17 protein-coding genes and 1 pseudogene are annotated in these 16,356 nt (G+C 62.5%); 13 read left to right on the top strand and 5 right to left on the bottom strand.

Annotated elements, in window-relative coordinates:
- The 4 genes from VEJ16_11050 to hutG all read left to right on the top strand — a co-directional run.
- The coding region (locus VEJ16_11050) for an ABC transporter ATP-binding protein (protein HYB10199.1) at positions 1 to 216 on the top strand (216 nt) is incomplete at its 5' end.
- Positions 213 to 932 (top strand): ABC transporter ATP-binding protein, encoded by a 720-nt coding sequence (locus tag VEJ16_11045; protein HYB10198.1) that lies wholly within the window; start codon positions 213 to 215, stop codon positions 930 to 932. The genes VEJ16_11050 and VEJ16_11045, both read left to right, overlap by 4 nt.
- A gap of 247 nt (positions 933 to 1,179) precedes the next feature.
- On the top strand, positions 1,180 to 2,187 hold the full coding sequence (locus VEJ16_11040; protein HYB10197.1) for a threonine/serine dehydratase: 1,008 nt from the start codon (positions 1,180 to 1,182) through the stop codon (positions 2,185 to 2,187).
- A gap of 6 nt (positions 2,188 to 2,193) precedes the next feature.
- Positions 2,194 to 2,997 carry an N-formylglutamate deformylase gene (gene hutG, locus VEJ16_11035; GenBank protein HYB10196.1) on the top strand — a complete coding sequence of 268 codons (804 nt, stop codon included), beginning with the start codon at positions 2,194 to 2,196 and terminating at the stop codon, positions 2,995 to 2,997.
- A gap of 7 nt (positions 2,998 to 3,004) precedes the next feature.
- On the opposite strand, the gene VEJ16_11030 is transcribed toward hutG, so the two are convergent.
- Positions 3,005 to 3,940, bottom strand: a complete 936-nt coding sequence (locus VEJ16_11030; protein HYB10195.1) for a methyltransferase domain-containing protein — start codon at positions 3,938 to 3,940, stop codon at positions 3,005 to 3,007.
- 100 nt (positions 3,941 to 4,040) lie between these two features.
- On the opposite strand from VEJ16_11030, the pseudogene VEJ16_11025 reads away from it, so the two are divergent.
- The 5 genes and pseudogenes from VEJ16_11025 (at position 4,041) to VEJ16_11005 (ending at position 6,844) form a co-directional block, all read left to right on the top strand.
- Positions 4,041 to 4,259 (top strand): annotated as a pseudogene (locus tag VEJ16_11025) (double zinc ribbon domain-containing protein).
- Positions 4,260 to 4,340: 81 nt separating this feature from the next.
- Entirely contained in the window at positions 4,341 to 4,808 is a 468-nt protein-coding gene (locus VEJ16_11020; GenBank protein HYB10194.1) for a ComF family protein, read from the top strand.
- A gap of 94 nt (positions 4,809 to 4,902) precedes the next feature.
- Positions 4,903 to 5,187 (top strand): glutaredoxin 3, encoded by a 285-nt coding sequence (grxC, locus tag VEJ16_11015; GenBank protein ID HYB10193.1) that lies wholly within the window; start codon positions 4,903 to 4,905, stop codon positions 5,185 to 5,187.
- Positions 5,184 to 6,047: a carbon-nitrogen hydrolase family protein gene (locus VEJ16_11010; GenBank protein HYB10192.1), complete on the top strand. Its 864-nt coding sequence runs from the start codon at positions 5,184 to 5,186 to the stop codon at positions 6,045 to 6,047. Before grxC ends, VEJ16_11010 begins: the two co-directional genes overlap by 4 nt.
- Positions 6,048 to 6,358: 311 nt before the next feature.
- Positions 6,359 to 6,844 (top strand): YajQ family cyclic di-GMP-binding protein, encoded by a 486-nt coding sequence (locus VEJ16_11005; protein HYB10191.1) that lies wholly within the window; start codon positions 6,359 to 6,361, stop codon positions 6,842 to 6,844.
- A gap of 19 nt (positions 6,845 to 6,863) precedes the next feature.
- Here VEJ16_11005 and VEJ16_11000 read toward each other — a convergent pair whose 3' ends face one another.
- The 3 genes from VEJ16_11000 to VEJ16_10990 all read right to left on the bottom strand — a co-directional run bounded on the left by VEJ16_11000 (position 6,864) and on the right by VEJ16_10990 (position 10,246).
- Complete coding sequence (locus tag VEJ16_11000; protein HYB10190.1) at positions 6,864 to 7,538, bottom strand: endonuclease/exonuclease/phosphatase family protein; 675 nt, start codon at positions 7,536 to 7,538, stop codon at positions 6,864 to 6,866.
- A 263-nt stretch (positions 7,539 to 7,801) separates the two neighbouring features.
- Positions 7,802 to 9,505, bottom strand: a complete 1,704-nt coding sequence (locus tag VEJ16_10995) for an EAL domain-containing protein (protein HYB10189.1) — start codon at positions 9,503 to 9,505, stop codon at positions 7,802 to 7,804.
- A gap of 195 nt (positions 9,506 to 9,700) precedes the next feature.
- Complete coding sequence (locus VEJ16_10990; GenBank protein ID HYB10188.1) at positions 9,701 to 10,246, bottom strand: class I SAM-dependent methyltransferase; 546 nt, start codon at positions 10,244 to 10,246, stop codon at positions 9,701 to 9,703.
- Positions 10,247 to 10,360: 114 nt separating this feature from the next.
- Between VEJ16_10990 and VEJ16_10985 the strand changes: the two genes are divergently transcribed.
- On the top strand, positions 10,361 to 10,825 hold the full coding sequence (locus tag VEJ16_10985) for a DUF1178 family protein (protein ID HYB10187.1): 465 nt from the start codon (positions 10,361 to 10,363) through the stop codon (positions 10,823 to 10,825).
- A gap of 28 nt (positions 10,826 to 10,853) precedes the next feature.
- On the opposite strand, the gene ubiG is transcribed toward VEJ16_10985, so the two are convergent.
- Positions 10,854 to 11,657, bottom strand: coding sequence for a bifunctional 2-polyprenyl-6-hydroxyphenol methylase/3-demethylubiquinol 3-O-methyltransferase UbiG (gene ubiG, locus VEJ16_10980; GenBank protein ID HYB10186.1), 804 nt, complete (start codon positions 11,655 to 11,657; stop codon positions 10,854 to 10,856).
- Positions 11,658 to 11,838: 181 nt separating this feature from the next.
- On the opposite strand from ubiG, the gene VEJ16_10975 reads away from it, so the two are divergent.
- The 3 genes from VEJ16_10975 to ptsP all read left to right on the top strand — a co-directional run.
- Positions 11,839 to 13,059: an aspartate kinase gene (locus tag VEJ16_10975; GenBank protein ID HYB10185.1), complete on the top strand. Its 1,221-nt coding sequence runs from the start codon at positions 11,839 to 11,841 to the stop codon at positions 13,057 to 13,059.
- Between the two features lie 3 nt (positions 13,060 to 13,062).
- Positions 13,063 to 14,100, top strand: a complete 1,038-nt coding sequence (locus VEJ16_10970; protein ID HYB10184.1) for a nitronate monooxygenase — start codon at positions 13,063 to 13,065, stop codon at positions 14,098 to 14,100.
- Positions 14,100 to 16,356: phosphoenolpyruvate--protein phosphotransferase (ptsP, locus tag VEJ16_10965; protein HYB10183.1), on the top strand; the 2,257-nt coding region annotated here is incomplete at its 3' end. The genes VEJ16_10970 and ptsP, both read left to right, overlap by 1 nt.

Genomic DNA, 16,356 nt, shown 5'->3' with positions numbered 1-16,356 from the left:
GACCAGGAAACCTATGACATCACGCAGCTTATCCGGCGCCTGCATCAGGACCAAAAACTCACGATCGTGCTGATCGAGCACGACATGCGCGTCGTTTTTCATCTCGCGGACCGAATCATGGTGCTTGCCGAGGGTGCCGTTCTCGCCGAGGGTACTTCCGACGAGATCGCGAAGGACGAGCGCGTGCAGGCGGCTTACTTGGGAAAAGCGGCATGAAGGTTCTCGAGGCGGAAGGCCTTCACACCTTTTATGGCAAGAGCCACATACTCCACGGGGTCGGCCTCGAGGTGAATGCGGGCGAGATCGTGACGCTTCTCGGCCGCAATGGCGCGGGCAAGACGACGACGCTGCGCAGCCTTATCGGCCTGACCCATGCGCGCGAAGGCACCGTGCGCATCTTCGGCAACGTGACGACTGGCTGGCCGCCTTACCGTATTGCGGCCGCGGGTGTGGGCTATGTTCCCGAAGGCCGTCGCGTTTTCGCCAACCTCACGGTTGAGGAGAACCTCAAGGTCCCCCTCGAGCGGCCGGGGCCGTGGACCATCGACCGCGTCTATGCGCTTTTTCCACGCCTTGCCGAGCGAAAGACGAACAAGGGGCGCCAGCTTTCGGGCGGCGAGCAGGAAATGCTCGCCATCGCGCGGGCACTGCTTTTGAACCCAAAGCTTCTCCTGCTCGACGAACCGTCACAGGGCTTGGCCCCCATCATCGTTCAAGAAGTCTTCGACGTCGTTGCCGATGCACGCAAAGAGGGAATCTCGGTGCTGCTCGTCGAGCAGAACGTTCGTGCCGCGGTCGAGATCGCCGACCGCGCCTATGTGCTCGACGATGGGCGCGTGGTCTATGCCGGGTCCGCCGCGGAGTTCGCTAAGGACGAAGAGCGCGTCCGCGCCCTCGCTGGCGCCAGTGCCGGAACGTGGGAGGCGGCCTGATACGACGACATCGATTGCCGGGTGCCTAGGCATTGCGGCGGCAATCGCCGCGTCCTATACCTTGAGCGCGATCGGCTAAGATTGAATCTGCCCGTTCCTTCCCTCCCCGCAGGGTCGAGGAGTGCGCAGGATTGGGGGGAGCGTTGAGCCTTACCCCGTCAATCGCTTGAGGTTGACGGGTGGGGTACAGTCCGAACGGGCGACAATCTTGGAAGAGTGACGCAGTTGCGAGGATCGGAGGCGTTCCATGGACGGTGAGAGGGGCAGCACGACCGTGTCGATTCCGGATTTGAATGCGGTGCAGGCCGCGGCAAGGCGAATCGCCGGGCAAGCAGTCAGGACGCCGCTTATCGAATCCCCCGTCCTCAATGCCAAGCTCGGCGGCCGGCTTCTCGTCAAGGCGGAGGTCTTGCAGCGCACCGGCTCCTTCAAGTTTCGGGGCGCATTCAACAAGGTCAGCCAAATACCCGATGCGGCAAAACGGCGCGGGGTGGTCGCGTTCTCCTCGGGCAATCACGCGCAGGGTGTTGCCGCAGCGGCACAAATCCTGAACATGCCCGCCGCAATCGTCATGCCGGCGGACGCACCCAAGATCAAGGTCGACAATACGCGCGGCTATGGCGCCGAAGTCGTGTTCTACGACCGCTACAGAGAGGACCGCGAGGCGGTCGCTGCACGGCTACTCGCGGAGCGCGGGGCAATACTCGTGCGCCCTTACGACGACGCTGACATTATCGCCGGGCAAGGCACCTCGGGTCTCGAGCTTGCCGAGGAAGCGGCGGCGCGCGGCGTAGCGCTCGACGCGGTTCTCGCACCTTGCAGTGGGGGCGGACTGATTTCCGGAATTGCGATTGCGGTCAAAGCCCTCTCGCCCGCGACCACAGTGCACACCGCGGAGCCCGAGAATTTCGACGACACCGCCCGCTCGCTCGCGGGCGGCAAGCGGGTGCGGAACGCCGGCGGTGCCAAGTCCATGTGCGATGCCCTTATGGCGGAAATGCCAGGCGAGCTTACATTCGCCGCCATGCAGGGCCGCGTGGCGAGCGGCTTCGCGGTCGGCGAGGACGACGTTGCCCGCGCCATGGCGGCCGCATTCGAGTATTTCAAGCTCGTGGTCGAACCGGGCGGGGCCACGGCACTCGCCGCCGTACTCACCGGAAAGATTCCGATTAAGGGCCGGACGATTGCCGTCGTTTGCTCCGGCGGAAACGTCGATGCAACACTTTTCCGCCGCGTGTTGAAACTGGCGGCCTGACAGCCGATGAGCGAGATCTATCGTCATCTTCCGGGCGGCAGCCCTCTCCTCGTTTCCATTCCCCACAGTGGGATCCAGATTCCGGATCACATTGCGGCGCGGATGGCGCCCGCGGCCTTGGCACTCGCCGATACCGATTGGCACGTGGACAAGCTCTACGATTTCGCCGAAGGGCTTGGCGCCCACATGCTGCTCGCAAACTACTCGCGCTACGTCGTCGACCTCAACCGCGATCCCGAGGGCAAGCCGCTCTATCCTCAACAAGAGAATACCAGCGTGGTGCCCGTCGACACCTTCGATCGGCTGCCCCTCTATCGGCCGCGCGAAGAACCCAAGGACCAGGAAGTCCGCCGCCGCCTCGACGTCTATTGGCGCCCTTACCACGAGCGCGTCCAGCATGAGCTTGAGCGGCTGAAGGACAAGTACGGCTTCGCGATCCTTTTCGATGCGCACTCGATCCGCTCTCACGTTCCGCGTTTCTTCAAGGGACGGCTTACCGATTACAACCTCGGGACTGCGAGCGGTGCTACGATGGACGCCGAGCTTGCGAGCCGGCTCCTTAAGGTTTGCGAGGACGACCGGGAACGCACGAGCGTACTCAACGGCCGCTTCACAGGCGGATACATAACGCGTCGCTACGGCCGCCCCGCCGAAGGTGTGCATGCCGTGCAGCTTGAGCTCTCCCAGATCGTCTACATGGACGAGCGGCCCCCTTTTCGATATCGCCCGGAGCTTGCGGAAAAGATCAAGCCAACGCTCAAGCGCCTTCTCGAGACGCTTCTCGAGTGGGCGAGAGCGAGGGCCTCTTAGCTTCCCCTCAGCTCGACGGGCGTTTCGGCATTACGACTGCTTCGCCTGCCGGGATTTCCCTGGTTTGCAGTGCCTCGGCAAGACGGGCCTGGGCGCTTCCTGGGCGAAGGGCGTTCTGCTGGGAGGGGTGCGGTTTCCACCCGGTCATGTAGATGATCTGGAAGGTGGCCGGAATGCGACCGTCGGCGTCGGCAAATCTCTCCTCATAAAGTGCTGCGGCACGGAGCAGCGTGGCACGGCGAGTCAGCCCGCGCCGATGCCCCTGCACAGCGTTGGTTTCGCCCATCCCGCGCAAATCCCGCATAAGCGCCAGGGTATTTGGGTACGTCACAGTGATCTCATCGCGATCCGCAACCGGCAATGCGAAGCCCGCGCGCTGCAGGAGTGCCGCCGCGTCGCGCAGGTCGGCGAATGGCGAAACGCGCGGTCCGGCACCACTTTCCAACTCGAGCTCAGCCGCAAGGAAAGAGTCGCGCAGCTCACGAAGCGTCTCCCCGCCGAGCATCGCCGCAAGGAAGAGTCCGTCCGGTTTGAGCGCGCGCTGGACTTGGACGAGGGCACCCGGCAAATCGTTCACCCAGTGAAGACTCAAGTTGCTGAGCACGAGGTCGAATGTGCCGTCGGCGAACGGCAACATCTCCTCATCGGCAGCGGCCACGCGTGTTCCGGCTCGTCTTGCCATCTGCGGCGAAATGTCGACCGCGACGGTGCTCTCGACCGGCGAGGGCCGCGCGCCAAGGCGGCCGAGTTGTCCGCTGTGACAACCAAGATCGAGGACCACGGCGAAATCCCGCGTGATATCCTCGAGCCGATCGGCGAGCCGCGCTGCGACCTCCCGATAAAGAAAGTCGTGATCGTCGAGGCGGGCCGCAGCCCGATCCCGGTGGAGTCGCACGAGACGCCGGTCGAAGAGGTTCATGGGCTCGCGGGCTGCCGTGCTCATGGTTCATATATGGCACGTGAAGGGAGTTATGGCCATGTGCGCGACGTTGGGCGACGGATGGCCAACGTTCGACTGCCGATTTCAGCGTGGGCTCAGATAGATGGACATGTGGAGCCGGCTTGCATTGCAACCGTTACGGCGCCTTGCGCTTGGTGCACTCGATGCCCTATTGCCAGCACGTTGCCTCGGGTGCGGCGACCTCGTGGACCGGCAAGGTTCGCTTTGCCCAAAGTGCTGGCGTGGGATCGATTTCCTGGGGGCCCCTCACTGCGCCTGTTGTGGTATCCCGTTCGAGCAAGATGTTGGGCAGGGCACCCTGTGCGGCGGATGCATCGGGCGCCCGCCCAGATTCGCGCGCGCCCGTGCGGTGTTTCGCTATAGCGAGAGGAGCCGGCAACTCGTGCTCGGCTTCAAGCACGGCGATCGGCTCCATGGCGCTCCGGCCTACGGCAGGTGGATGGCGCGTGCAGGGGCAATGCTTCTCGCGGACGCCAGCGTCATCGCACCCGTCCCGCTCCATTGGACGCGGCTTTTCCGGCGCCGTTACAATCAGTCGGCCCTGCTCGCTCGAGTCCTGGCCGAAATAAGCGGAGTCCCGTTCGCGCCCGACTTGCTGGTTCGCCACAGGCGCACTCCACCCCAGGGCCGCCTCAGCGCTGTCGAGCGTCGCCGCAATATGCGCGGGGCATTCGCGCTCAATAAGCGCTTCGCCATGCGTATTGGCGGGCGGCGGGTGCTCCTTGTCGACGACGTATTCACCACCGGGGCAACGGTTAATGCATGCGCCGGCGTGCTGCTCGAGGCGGGGGCCGAAGACGTCGATGTGCTCACGCTTGCGCGCGTTGTCCGACCTCGGTCATTCGATTAGGGTGGCGAGGCCAGAGGTGCCGTCCCTTTGCTCTCTTGCGATTTTGCCTTATATAGCGGCACGAATTCGTGGATCTCGCCTGGAGGAATGGTCAATGGCGGAACGGGAGAGCGGCGCGGCGGAGGTCGTGATCTACACCAAGATGTGGTGTCCATACTGCCACAGAGCCAAAGACATGCTCGAAAAGAAAGGTGTCAAGTTTCACGAAATCGACGTAACCTTCAGTCCCGACAAGCGCGCCGAGATGAGTGCACGGGCGGAGGGCCGCACGACGGTTCCGCAAATTTTCATCGAGGGCCAAGGAATCGGCGGTTCGGACGAGCTTGCCGAACTCGACGCTGCGGGCAAACTCGATCGGCTTCTCGGGAGGGCCGCATGAGCCAGCAATTCAAGGTCGCCTGCATTCAGAGCAATGCCGGACCCGACATTCTTCCCAACATCCAGGAGGTCGATCGGCTGGTCCGTTCGGCGCAAGCCGCCGGGGCGGATTTCATCACCACGAGCGAAAATTTCACTTGCATCGAGTTCGGGCCCGAGCGCTCGCTCGCAAAGGCGGTTGCGGAGTCGGAGCATCCCGCAATTCCACATTTCACCGCCCTCGCCAAGGAACTCGGCTGTTGGATTCTCATGGGCTCACTCACGATCAAGCTCAGCCCGAGCAAGGTCAACAACCGCTCCTATCTCGTCGATCCGAACGGGCGCATCGTCGCGCGATATAACAAGCTGCATCTCTTCGACGTGCAGCTCAAGGCGGGCGAGACCTACCGGGAATCGGCGACCGTCGAATCCGGCGACCGTGCCGTGCTGGCGGAGTTGCCCTGGGGGTCGCTCGGCATGACGATCTGCTACGACCTGCGGTTTGCCTATCTTTATCGCGCCCTAGCGCAAGCGGGCGCCAAGTTCCTGACCATACCGGCCGCGTTCACCAAGACGACTGGCAAGGCCCATTGGCACACCCTCGTCCGCGCCCGGGCGATTGAGACCGGGTGTTACGTCTTCGCGGCCGCCCAGTGCGGCCAGCATGCGGGCGGGCGCAAGACCTACGGGCACGCGCTGATCGTCGATCCCTGGGGAGAAATTCTTGCCGATGCGGGCGAAGCGCCCGGCTTCGTCATGGCCGAGGTCGACATCGCAAAGGTCGAGGACGCACGCCGGATGATTCCAGCACTCGAACACGACCGCCCATTCACAGGGCCGGCGCGATTGCGAGCGGAGCGGTTGGCGCAGGTCGGCGAGTAAGCGAAACCCAGGCGACCTGATATCTACGCGCGGCCATGACCGCGCGGCTCGCGGGTTGTCGCACCCGAGGGATGCTTGGCGTTTCCACGATCCACGCCAAATTGGCGTGCGATATTCCAACGAGGATTTGCTTGAACCTTGCCCCGTCAGCGGGAGTCCGCGTTCCGCAAGGGCAGGGACATTTCGACCGCCGGCAAGTCCCGCATTCCCGAACACCCCACCGAGTAATCTCAACGAGTACCGTGCCGAAGATCGGGTACGGGCTCGCATTAGGCTCTATACTTTCGGCGCGGATCCAATGGAGGGCCGAGATGCCGAGCTTCGATATCGTCTCAAAGACCGACCTCGCTGAGGTTGACAACGCCGTGCAGGGTGTTGCGCGCGAAATTTCAACGCGGTTCGATTTCAAGGGGTCGCATTGCACGATCGTGCGCGAGAAGGAGGTCATCACCATCGTTGCGGACGACGCGATGAAGCTCAAGCAGATGCAAGAGCTGGTGAAAGGCTACTTCGTCCGGCGCAAGCTCGATCCCGGGTGCCTCGAATGGAAGCCGGAAGAGAAGGCGTCCGGCAATACCCTGCGCCAGCTCGTTGTCGTGAAGCAGGGTATCGACAAGGATCTTGCGAAAACCCTGGTCAAGGCGATCAAGGACTCGAAACTCAAGGTCCAAGTCTCGATCCAGGGCGATGAGTTGCGGGTTGCCGGCAAGAAAAGGGATGACTTGCAGGAGGCCATTCAGCACGTCAAATCGCTCGGCATCGAGCTGCCGCTGCAATACGTGAATTTCCGCGATTAGGGCGGATCCTGCCGCGAGGTCAGCGCGCGGCGAGGTCGATCAGGATCGGCCGATGGTCGGAGGGACCGCGGCGGAGCGCTTTGGCATCAAGACAGGCGAGCCCGCGCACGATGCAGCGGTCGAGCCGGAAGGGCATCACACCTCTCGCAAGATGGGTCGGCTGCTTGGGGCCCACATCGCGGAAGCCCGCGAGCTCGGTATTACCCACCGCGTTGAAATCGCCGATCACGGCCGAGTGGCCGTTTACCGTTTGCGCGATATGGGCGAGCTGGCGTCGGAGCATGAGCTGGCCGTGGGAGAGATGGACATTCGCAATCTCCACACCTCGGAACTCCAGGATCTGAGAGACCCTGGGATAGCCGGCGTGCTGTCTCTTGGCATGGGGGAGGCGGAGGACCTTGGGATTGGGCAACGGATGCGGGCTCCACGCGGCGAGGCCATGATTGCGGCCGGGAAGCGGCTGGCGAGCGTAATAGCCACCGACTCTTTGAGGCAGCGCGTCGATTTCTGCCGTTGCCTCCTGCATCAAGACCAGATCGGGTTGGTTCGTCGCAATGAGGGCTGCAACGTCCTCGATTCCAGCACCCTCCCTGCGCAACAGATTCCAGCTCAAAATTCGCAAAGCGGGTGCAGCGCAGCGTTTGGCGGCGAAGGTTACGCTTTCGGTGTTCTCGGCGGCGATGAAATCCAACATGATCTATCCAGCGTTTCTTCGTATTGGCCGAGTATATGGGCCGAGTGATGAATTTTTGGTATGTCTCGACGGGATTATCCTGGATTCACGCCGGGCTTGCCTCGCCTCGACACCACCTTTACAGGCAAAACGCGCCGTTTGTAAGGCAATCCTCAGCGCCAATCGGCGGCCAATTAGCGTTTCCCCGTTTACCACAACCTCGGGCGGTGCCTTGTTTATTCCACGGTTTTGGGACGAGATCGAGCCCTATCGAGGTTCGACGATCAGCTCCAGGCGCGTTGGCTGCCTTGGCGCAGGAGCGGTTGGGCAAGATTGCGGGGTGTCGTACGCACGATCCCGATCGGCTGCGGGGCCGGCCGGCCAAACAGATAGCCCTGCCCGTAATCGACGCCGATTGCCTTGAGTTCGTTAGCCTGATCCTCCGTCTCGACCATCTCGGCGATCGTCCGCACGCCGAGCTCGCGGCAGAGTGTCACGATCGAGCGTAGAATCGCGGCATCGCGCCCGTCTGCAAGCACACGCTGGACGTAGGCGCCGTCGATTTTCACGAAATCGACCGTGAGCGCATGGAGGTAGGGATACGACGATGCCCCGGCGCCGAAATCGTCGAGCGCAAAGCGATGGCCCTTGTTGCGAAGCGCCTGAATGACGCCGTTGACGTGTTCGAGGGCCCCCACTTGCGTCGACTCCGTGAGCTCGAAATAGAGCCTCGGCGCGATCGCGGCATGGGGCTTGAGGAGTGCGAGAAGCGTCTCGGCGAAGAGCGTGCTTTCGAGCGAGCGGCCGGACAGGTTGACCGCAATGGGCGCGCTGCCAAACGATTTGTCCTGAAGGAGTCCGATGGCGCGCTGGCAAATCGCAAGATCGAATTCCTCGATCATGCCAACACCCTCCGCAAATGTCACAAGTGCATAGGGCGATTTTCCGCCTTCCAGGCGGGCAAGCATCTCATGATGCTGAAGTGTGCGCGTCTTGAGATCGACAATCGGCTGAAAAGCGACGTCGAAGCGGCTCTCCGCGACAGTACCCTTGAAGGCGCCGATTCGCGCAACCGTATCGCGCAGAAGCGATTGGAATGCGTCGCTCAGCGATTCGATCAGCGGGAAGCTTCCGCTTGGATGATCGGCGAATTTCTCGATCGTATACGCGATTGCACGCGCGGCATCCTCTTCCGTCATTGCCTCGAGCGCCAAATCGACTGTGCTGCGCGCCAAACGCACGCCTTGACCGGATGGATCGGCATTTCTTGCGATGTCGGCGACCCGGCCCGTCAGCGTTTCGGGGTTGATCGCCGTCGTATGGATGACGCCAAACCGCTCATCTGTGAGTCGGCCGGCACTGTCGCCGTTGAAGGACATCGCGCGCAAGTAAGCGCCGGTTTCCCGCAGGAATGCGGCACTTGCCTCCTCGCCTGCCCGAGCGCGCAGATCGTCCAGGCCAAAAAGCTGGACGAGAGAGAGCTTCGTCCGCCCGGTGGGTAGCATGCGCTGGCGAAGCATCTCCGCAGCCATCTGCTCGAAACCGTCGCGTCCGTGCAGCCCGCTTGTCGGTTCACGGGTGAGTCGGCGGTTAGCAATGAGCGGGGCGTGGCGAGGCGTGCTGAATGTCACGAAGGTTGTATCGGCATGATCCGCCAGCCTGCACCCGCCAAGGACCGCCGGCGTTGTCCGGCCCTCGACACCCAGGAGCCGAACGATGACTGGCTCGAGGCGGCTGCCGGTCTCAAGCTCCCTCAGCAACACGTTGATGAACAGGCGGTCGTCGGAGGAAAAGATCGCATCGAACGAAGTGCCGACGAGGCTCTCGGCGGGCTTGCCCGTGATCGCGCGCGCGGCCCCGGAAGCGAAGCGAATGCGCCCTTGGGAGTCGACTTCGAGCAACAAATCGGCGGCCGCGAAGGAGAACGCGACAAAACGGTCACGCTCGCCCCTGAGCTCCCGACCTCGACCTCGAAAAGTGCGCGGCATGTGCTTTCCTTGACGAGCCCCCTCGCACGGAACCCTAGAGGCTAGCCATTAAGGCTTGGTTACGCGTTAACGAATATTAACCGAATGTGCCGCATGACGTGCAGGAAAAGCAAAATGTACGGCCCTAGCATAAGGTTTCCCCAATTCGATTTCCGCTTGTGCAATTATTGAAATAAACATATTTTGCGTGTAGAATTACGCCAATACGTCGATTGGAAGAGCCCGTTCTTGGGCCGGAGCCGGCTTGAACGCTGCGATCCGCTGAACCACCGCAGGGCGTGGGTAATTCACGACACCGTGTTCATAAGCGATGACTTCGAGTATGCCACGCACGCGTTCGAGAAGTTCCCCCGGCGCCAAAAGATGGGCCGGATTGGTGGGCCGGCCAAAACGCTCATTACCCTCGGCGAAAGTCTCATAGAGGAGCACCCCACCCATCTCCACCGCCGCGAGCAATTCCGGAAAGAGCGGGCGCCAAAGATAGTTCGTGACCACAACTGCCGCAAACGCCCGGCCTGATAAAGGCCAGGGGCCGGCCTCGAGATCGGCCTCCACGAGCTCGATGCGGGAAGTATGAGAAAGATCGCGCACCCGGTCGAGATCGATGTCGACGGCCGTGACCGCATGGCCGAGGGCCAGGAAATGCCGTGCATGACGCCCGCTGCCGCACGCGACGTCGAGCACGCGCCCGCTCGAGGGTACGAGTGGCGCAAAACGGCGAATCCAGGGCGACGGCGACATACTTTCGTGAGATCGGCCTCCAGGCTTCGTCGCGGGCTCGGTCATGTTTGAACTGTTCAAGGACGCGCTATATATAGGGCGATGTTGCCGCAAAGCAGGGAACTCTAAGGACCGATGATCGTCTATAGCCTTCACTGCGCCAAGGATCACGAATTCGAGGCATGGTTCCGCGATAGTGCTGCGTACGAAATGCAACGTGCAAAGCGTGCCGTGACCTGTCCCGAGTGCGGAAGCACCAAGATCAAAAAGGCGCCGATGGCCCCTCGCCTGTCGAAGGGCAGCAAGCTACCTGCGGCCGAAGTCCCGGCATCGTCGCAATCGCCTGCCGAAGTCGCCAAGCCGCCGAGCAAGAGTGCCGCCCTCATGGCGCGCAGCGCGCTCGAGGCTATTCGCAAGGAGATCGAGGCCAAGTGCGATTATGTCGGGGAACAGTTCGCGGAGGAGGCGCGCAAGATCCACTATGGCGAAACGAAAAAGCGCGACATCTACGGCGAGACGAGTGACGCAGAAGCCGAAGCCCTCTCCCAGGAAGGTATTGAGTTTCAGCGCATCCCTTGGATCCGGCGCACCGACGGCTGAAAACCAAGGGCGGTGAGCGCTTGTCCGCTCACACCCTTTCCACGAGAGCCATGTAATTCACCGAAAGGTCCGGCCCGATCGAAAATCGGTCCGTGAGCGGGCTAAAGCGCACGCCGGTCAGCTCGCGAATTTCCCCGCCATGCGCCCGAAGGTGCGCGGCAAGTTCTGAGGGACGCAGGAATTTCCGCCAGTCGTGCGTCCCCCTCGGCAGCCAGCCAAGCACGTACTCCGCGGCTACGATCGCCAAGGCAAAGCTCTGTGCCGTGCGATTGAGCGTCGCGATAATCAGGATGCCGCCGGTTTCCACGATGGCGAGCGAGGCGGCAAAAAATGCGTCCACGTCGGCAACATGCTCGACGACTTCCATGTTGAGGACAATGTCGAAACGCCGACCCTCTGCGGCGAGCGCCTCGACGGAGCTTACCCGGTAGTCGATCGCGAGCTTGCTCTGGCGAGCGTGGGCGGCGGCAGCGGCGATGTTGTCCTCGGAGGCATCGATGCCGACCACGTCGGCGCCGAGCCTTCTGATGGGCTCGCACAAGAGGCCCCCTCCACAGCCGATATCGAGAACGGACAACCCCTTGAGCGGTTTATCCCCGGTAGGATCCCGGTCGAATCGCGTGCAAGCCTTGTCCCGCACATAGCCGACACGCACGGGATTGAGCTTGTGAAGAGGTGCAAAATTGCCGAATGGATCCCACCACGCCTCGGCCATGGCCGCAAATCGCTCGACCTCGGCGCGGTCGACGCTCGGTCCCTCCGCCACGCCCGCGAGCCGGGCCGGCCCGGCACTCGATGTCTTGCGGCTTTCGGCAGTCCTCGTCGATCGCACCCTCAAATCCTTCCCTCGGTGGCTGTATAATGCCTGCTTCTCTGCTTTCGGGCGTACTCAGGCTTGCACGGCCCTCGCCAAATTAAGTATGTATACGCGCCTTCCGGCAGCAAACCGAGCAGAGTATTTCCTCGATCGATTCCTGCCCGATCCTGACCCGAGTGGGCGGGGGTGAGAGCGCATGGCTCGCATTGTGCAAAAATACGGCGGCACGTCGGTTGCCGACATCGAGCGCATCAAGCGCGTGGCGCATCGCGTCAAGGCGGAGGTCGACGCCGGCAACCAGGTTGCGGTTGTCGTTTCAGCCATGGCGGGGGAAACAGACAAACTTGTGGCCTTGACCGAAAAGACGGCAGCCCTCCACGACGCGCGTGAATACGATGTGGTCGTATCCTCGGGCGAGCAAGTCACCGCCGGCCTCTTGGCGATCGCACTGCAGGATCTGGGCGTGCATGCACGCTCCTGGCTGGGCTGGCAGATTCCGCTGAGAACCGACGATGTGCATGGCAAGGCGCGCATCGAAGGCGTTGACGGGGGGGAGCTTGTGCGCCGCCTCGACGACGGCCAAGTCGCGGTCATCGCCGGCTTTCAGGGGCTGGGCCCGGACAAGCGGATCACCACCCTCGGCCGCGGAGGTTCCGATACCTCTGCCGTAGCGCTGGCGGCCGCACTCAATGCCGACCGGTGCGACATCCTTAAAGATGTCGAGGGCATCTATACGGCCGACCCGCGCATCGTTGCGAAGGCGCGCAAGCTCGATAAAATCACCTATGAGGAAATGCTGGAGATGGCGTCGCTCGGCGCCAAAGTCCTGCAGACCCGCGCGGTTGAAATGGCCATGAAGCATCATGTGCGGCTTCAGGTCGTCTCAAGCTTCAACAACGAACCCGGCACTCTGGTCGTGGACGAGGACGAGATCGTGGAACAGGCAATCGTATCGGGGCTCACATACAACCGCAACGAGGCGAAGGTGACGCTCTCGCACGTGGCCGATCGCCCGGGCGTTGCCGCCGGTATCTTCGGCCCGCTCGCCGAAGCCAACATCAACGTGGATATGATCGTCCAAAGTTCGTCCGAGGACGGTAAGACGACCGATCTCACCTTCACGGTCGCCAAGGGCGATCTCGGACAAGCGGTCAAGGTGCTCGAGGCCCAGCGCGATAAGCTCGGATACGAAAAGCTCTCATCCGATCCCAATGTGGTGAAGGTTTCAGTCATTGGGGTGGGGATGCGCAGCCATGCCGGCATTGCACAGCGGATGTTCAAGGCCCTCGCCAAGGAGGGCATCAACATACAGGTCATATCGACGTCGGAGATCAAGATCAGCGTGCTCATCGACGAAAAATACGCAGAGCTGGCCCTGCGGGCACTTCATGCGGCTTACGGCTTGGATGGCGCCTGACGCATGGACAAAATGAGCGCGCGCGCGCGTCTCGACCAGCTTTGGCGCAACGGCACGGAGTTCCTTGGCTGCAAGGTCGCACTCTTGGGCGGCGCCATGACCTGGGTGTCGGAGCGTCATCTCGTCGCCGCAATATCGAACGCGGGTGGATTTGGCGTTATCGCTTGCGGGGCGATGCAGCCCGATCAGCTCGCCGCGGAGATCGTTGGCGCCAAGGGGCTCACGACCAGGCCCTTCGGCGTCAACCTGATCGTCATGCACCCCGCACTCGAAGCACTCGCCGACGTTTGCGCCGAAGCCAAAGTGGGTCATGTTGTTTTCGCAGGCGGCCTGCCGAGTGCGGCACTCCTGCGCAAGCTCGCTTCGGCGAATGTCAAGACGCTCGGATTTGCGCCCGCACTCGCGATCGCCAAAAAGCTCGTGCGTATGGGCATCGACGGCCTGATCATCGAAGGGGCCGAGGCGGGCGGCCATATAGGAGCGGTCTCGACATCGGTGCTCGCCCAAGAAATCCTGCCTCAGGTGCGCGAAGTTCCGATCTTCGTCGCAGGCGGCATCGGGCGCGGGGAGGCGGTCCTGGGCTACCTTGAGATGGGGGCCGCGGGCTGCCAGCTCGGCACGCGCTTTGTCTGCGCTCTCGAATCGATCGCGCATCCGAACTTCAAAAAGGCGTTCATCCGTGCGGGTGCAAGAGACGCCATGCCTTCGGTCCAGCTCGATCCGCGCTTTCCAGTGATCCCCGTGCGCGCGCTCATAAACAAGGCGAGCGAAAGCTTCCTCGAGACCCAGCGCGATGTGATCGCGCGTTACAATAGGGGCGATATCGGCAAGGAGGCGGCCCAGCTCGAGATCGAGCATTTCTGGGCCGGCGCCCTCAGGCGCGCGGTAATCGATGGGGACATCGAGACCGGTTCGCTGATGGCGGGACAAAGCGTGGGAATGGTGACGCGAGAGCAATCGACCGTGGAAATCATCGACGAATTGGTCGATCAGGCTGTCGCGGCACTCATGGCAAGGGAGCGGCTTGGAGCCGCAAGGTGATGGCTGAGACGGCCGGCTGGGTCGGTGCGCGCAGGCTTCTAAGGCGTCTGCGTGACATCATGGCTGCGGGCGGGCCCGCCCAGGCCCGGCTCGATCAGATCGTGCGTGTGATCGCGGCCGATCTCGTGGCCGAGGTCTGTTCCATCTATGTCATGCGTGCGGGCGAAGTGCTTGAGCTGTTCGCGACCGAAGGCTTGAAGCGCGAAGCGGTCCATCGAACGCGGTTGAGGGTCGGCGAGGGCCTCGTCGGCGACATCGCGGCCTATGCCCGGCCATTGAACTTGGCCGATGCCCAGAATCACCCGAAGTTTGCCTACCGCCCGGAGACCGGCGAGGAGATCTACCACTCGCTGATCGGCGTGCCGATTTTGCGGGACGGGCGCACGCTCGGCGTCCTTGTCGTTCAAAATCGCACCCAGCGCCAATATACCGACGAGGAAGTCGAGACCCTCGAGACGGTCACCATGGTTCTCGCGGAGATGTTGGCGACCGGCGAACTCGTGCATCCGGGCGAACTCGCTCCAACCGATGGAATCGCAGTCCTTCCCGTTCGCCTCGAGGGCATGCGCATCAACGGCGGAATCGGGATCGGCCGTGCTGTCCTGCATCATCGGCGTATCTTGATACGCGAGGTCGTGGCCGAGAATCCGCAGGCCGAACTCGCACGCCTCGACATGGCGCTCGCCAGCCTCAAAAGCGCGCTCGATGACATGATAGCCTCACCCGAGATGGCGGGGCAGGGCGAGTATCGGGAGATCCTCGAAACCTATCGCATGGTGGCCGGCGACCGCGGATGGGGCCGGCGAATCCGCGAAGCCGTGCTGACGGGGCTGTCCGCTCAAGCGGCGGTGCAAAAGGTGCAGAACGACACCCGCACGCGCATGGCGCAAATGAGCGATCCATTTTTTCGCGAGCGGCTCGGCGAGTTCGACGAGCTTACGAACCGGCTTCTTCTCAACTTAGGCGCCGAAGACGATCGGCCGAAGATGGCCGAGCTTCCCGAGGAGATCGTCGTCGTCGCGCGCGAATTGGGTCCTGCCGAGCTTTTGGATTACGACCGACGGCGGCTGAAGGGCCTAATCCTTGAGGAGGGTGCCCCCACTTCCCACGTCGCAATCATCGCTCGCGCCCTCGATATTCCGGTCGTCGGTCGCGTGCGTGACGCCTTCAATAAAATCGACATGTTCGATCCCGTGATCCTTGACGGAGAGCACGCCGCGGTTTTCGTGCGGCCTGGCGAGGATGTCGTCGAGAGTTTCACGGAAAATGTCGCACGTCGGACCGAGCGCATCGCTGGCTACGCCGCCGCACGCGATCTGCCCGCGATTACGCGCGACGGCGAGCGCGTATCGCTCTTCCTCAACGCGGGGCTGCTGATCGATATGCCGCATCTCGACGAGACTGCCGCTGACGGCATCGGCCTTTACCGTACCGAGCTTCCCTTCATGGTGCGCTCGAGCTTTCCATCGATCGGCGAACAGACGCACATTTACAGCCGCGTATTGGACCTCGCACGCGGTAAGCCGGTTATTTTCCGCACGCTCGACATCGGCGGCGACAAGGCATTGCCCTATCTGCCGGAGAACGAGGAGGAAAATCCCGCCATGGGCTGGCGCGCCATTCGCATCGGGCTCGATCAGCCCGCGATGTTGCGCCAGCAGTTGCGAGCCCTTATTCGCGCTGCGAGCGGCAGGGATCTCCATATCATGTTCCCGATGATTGCCGACGTGGCGGAATTCAAGACCGCGCGCGAGATCCTCGAGCTTGAGCTCGAGCACGAACGGATCTGCGGGACAGCACTCCCGTCGGCACTGCGAGTAGGCGCCATGCTGGAAATTCCGTCACTCGTCTTCCAGCTCCCAGCCCTCTTGGCGCACGTCGATTTCATATCGATCGGAAGCAACGACCTCCTGCAATTCCTCTTCGCGGTCGATCGAACGAACCAACGATTGGCGGATCGCTACGATGTGCTTTCGCCCGCAGCACTCGCCTTGTTCCGCCGCATCGTCGTCGGCTGCGCCAAGGGGGGCGTCGACGTCGGCATTTGCGGCGAAGCGGGCTCGCGGCCGTTGGAGGCGATGGCGCTGATCGGGCTCGGCCTTCGAAGCCTTTCCCTGTCGGCCCCCGCGATCGGCCCGGTCAAAACCATGATCCGCAGCCTCGAGGTTCGTCCTCTGACGGCCTATCTTGAGACAATTCTCGACCTGCCCCAACCGAGCCTGCGCGAGAAACTGAGGAGCTACGCCGTTGATCACG

The sequence above is a fragment of the Alphaproteobacteria bacterium genome (assembly GCA_035625915.1).
Lineage (GTDB): Bacteria > Pseudomonadota > Alphaproteobacteria > JACZXZ01 > JACZXZ01 > DATDHA01.
This window is presented reverse-complemented; position numbering and strand designations above follow the sequence as displayed.

Excerpts from the sequence above, each read along its gene's own strand:
- VEJ16_10970 (HYB10184.1), top strand. The coding sequence starts at position 13,063 with ATGGACAAAATGAGCGCGCGCGCGCGTCTCGACCAGCTTTGGCGCAAC.
- VEJ16_11005 (HYB10191.1), top strand. The coding sequence starts at position 6,359 with ATGCCGAGCTTCGATATCGTCTCAAAGACCGACCTCGCTGAGGTTGAC.
- VEJ16_11000 (HYB10190.1), bottom strand. The coding sequence starts at position 7,538 with ATGTTGGATTTCATCGCCGCCGAGAACACCGAAAGCGTAACCTTCGCC.
- hutG (HYB10196.1), top strand. The coding sequence starts at position 2,194 with ATGAGCGAGATCTATCGTCATCTTCCGGGCGGCAGCCCTCTCCTCGTT.
- VEJ16_11010 (HYB10192.1), top strand. The coding sequence starts at position 5,184 with ATGAGCCAGCAATTCAAGGTCGCCTGCATTCAGAGCAATGCCGGACCC.
- VEJ16_10995 (HYB10189.1), bottom strand. The coding sequence starts at position 9,505 with ATGCCGCGCACTTTTCGAGGTCGAGGTCGGGAGCTCAGGGGCGAGCGT.
- VEJ16_11030 (HYB10195.1), bottom strand. The coding sequence starts at position 3,940 with ATGAGCACGGCAGCCCGCGAGCCCATGAACCTCTTCGACCGGCGTCTC.
- VEJ16_10990 (HYB10188.1), bottom strand. The coding sequence starts at position 10,246 with ATGTCGCCGTCGCCCTGGATTCGCCGTTTTGCGCCACTCGTACCCTCG.
- VEJ16_11040 (HYB10197.1), top strand. The coding sequence starts at position 1,180 with ATGGACGGTGAGAGGGGCAGCACGACCGTGTCGATTCCGGATTTGAAT.
- VEJ16_10975 (HYB10185.1), top strand. The coding sequence starts at position 11,839 with ATGGCTCGCATTGTGCAAAAATACGGCGGCACGTCGGTTGCCGACATC.
- VEJ16_10985 (HYB10187.1), top strand. The coding sequence starts at position 10,361 with ATGATCGTCTATAGCCTTCACTGCGCCAAGGATCACGAATTCGAGGCA.
- VEJ16_11045 (HYB10198.1), top strand. The coding sequence starts at position 213 with ATGAAGGTTCTCGAGGCGGAAGGCCTTCACACCTTTTATGGCAAGAGC.
- grxC (HYB10193.1), top strand. The coding sequence starts at position 4,903 with ATGGCGGAACGGGAGAGCGGCGCGGCGGAGGTCGTGATCTACACCAAG.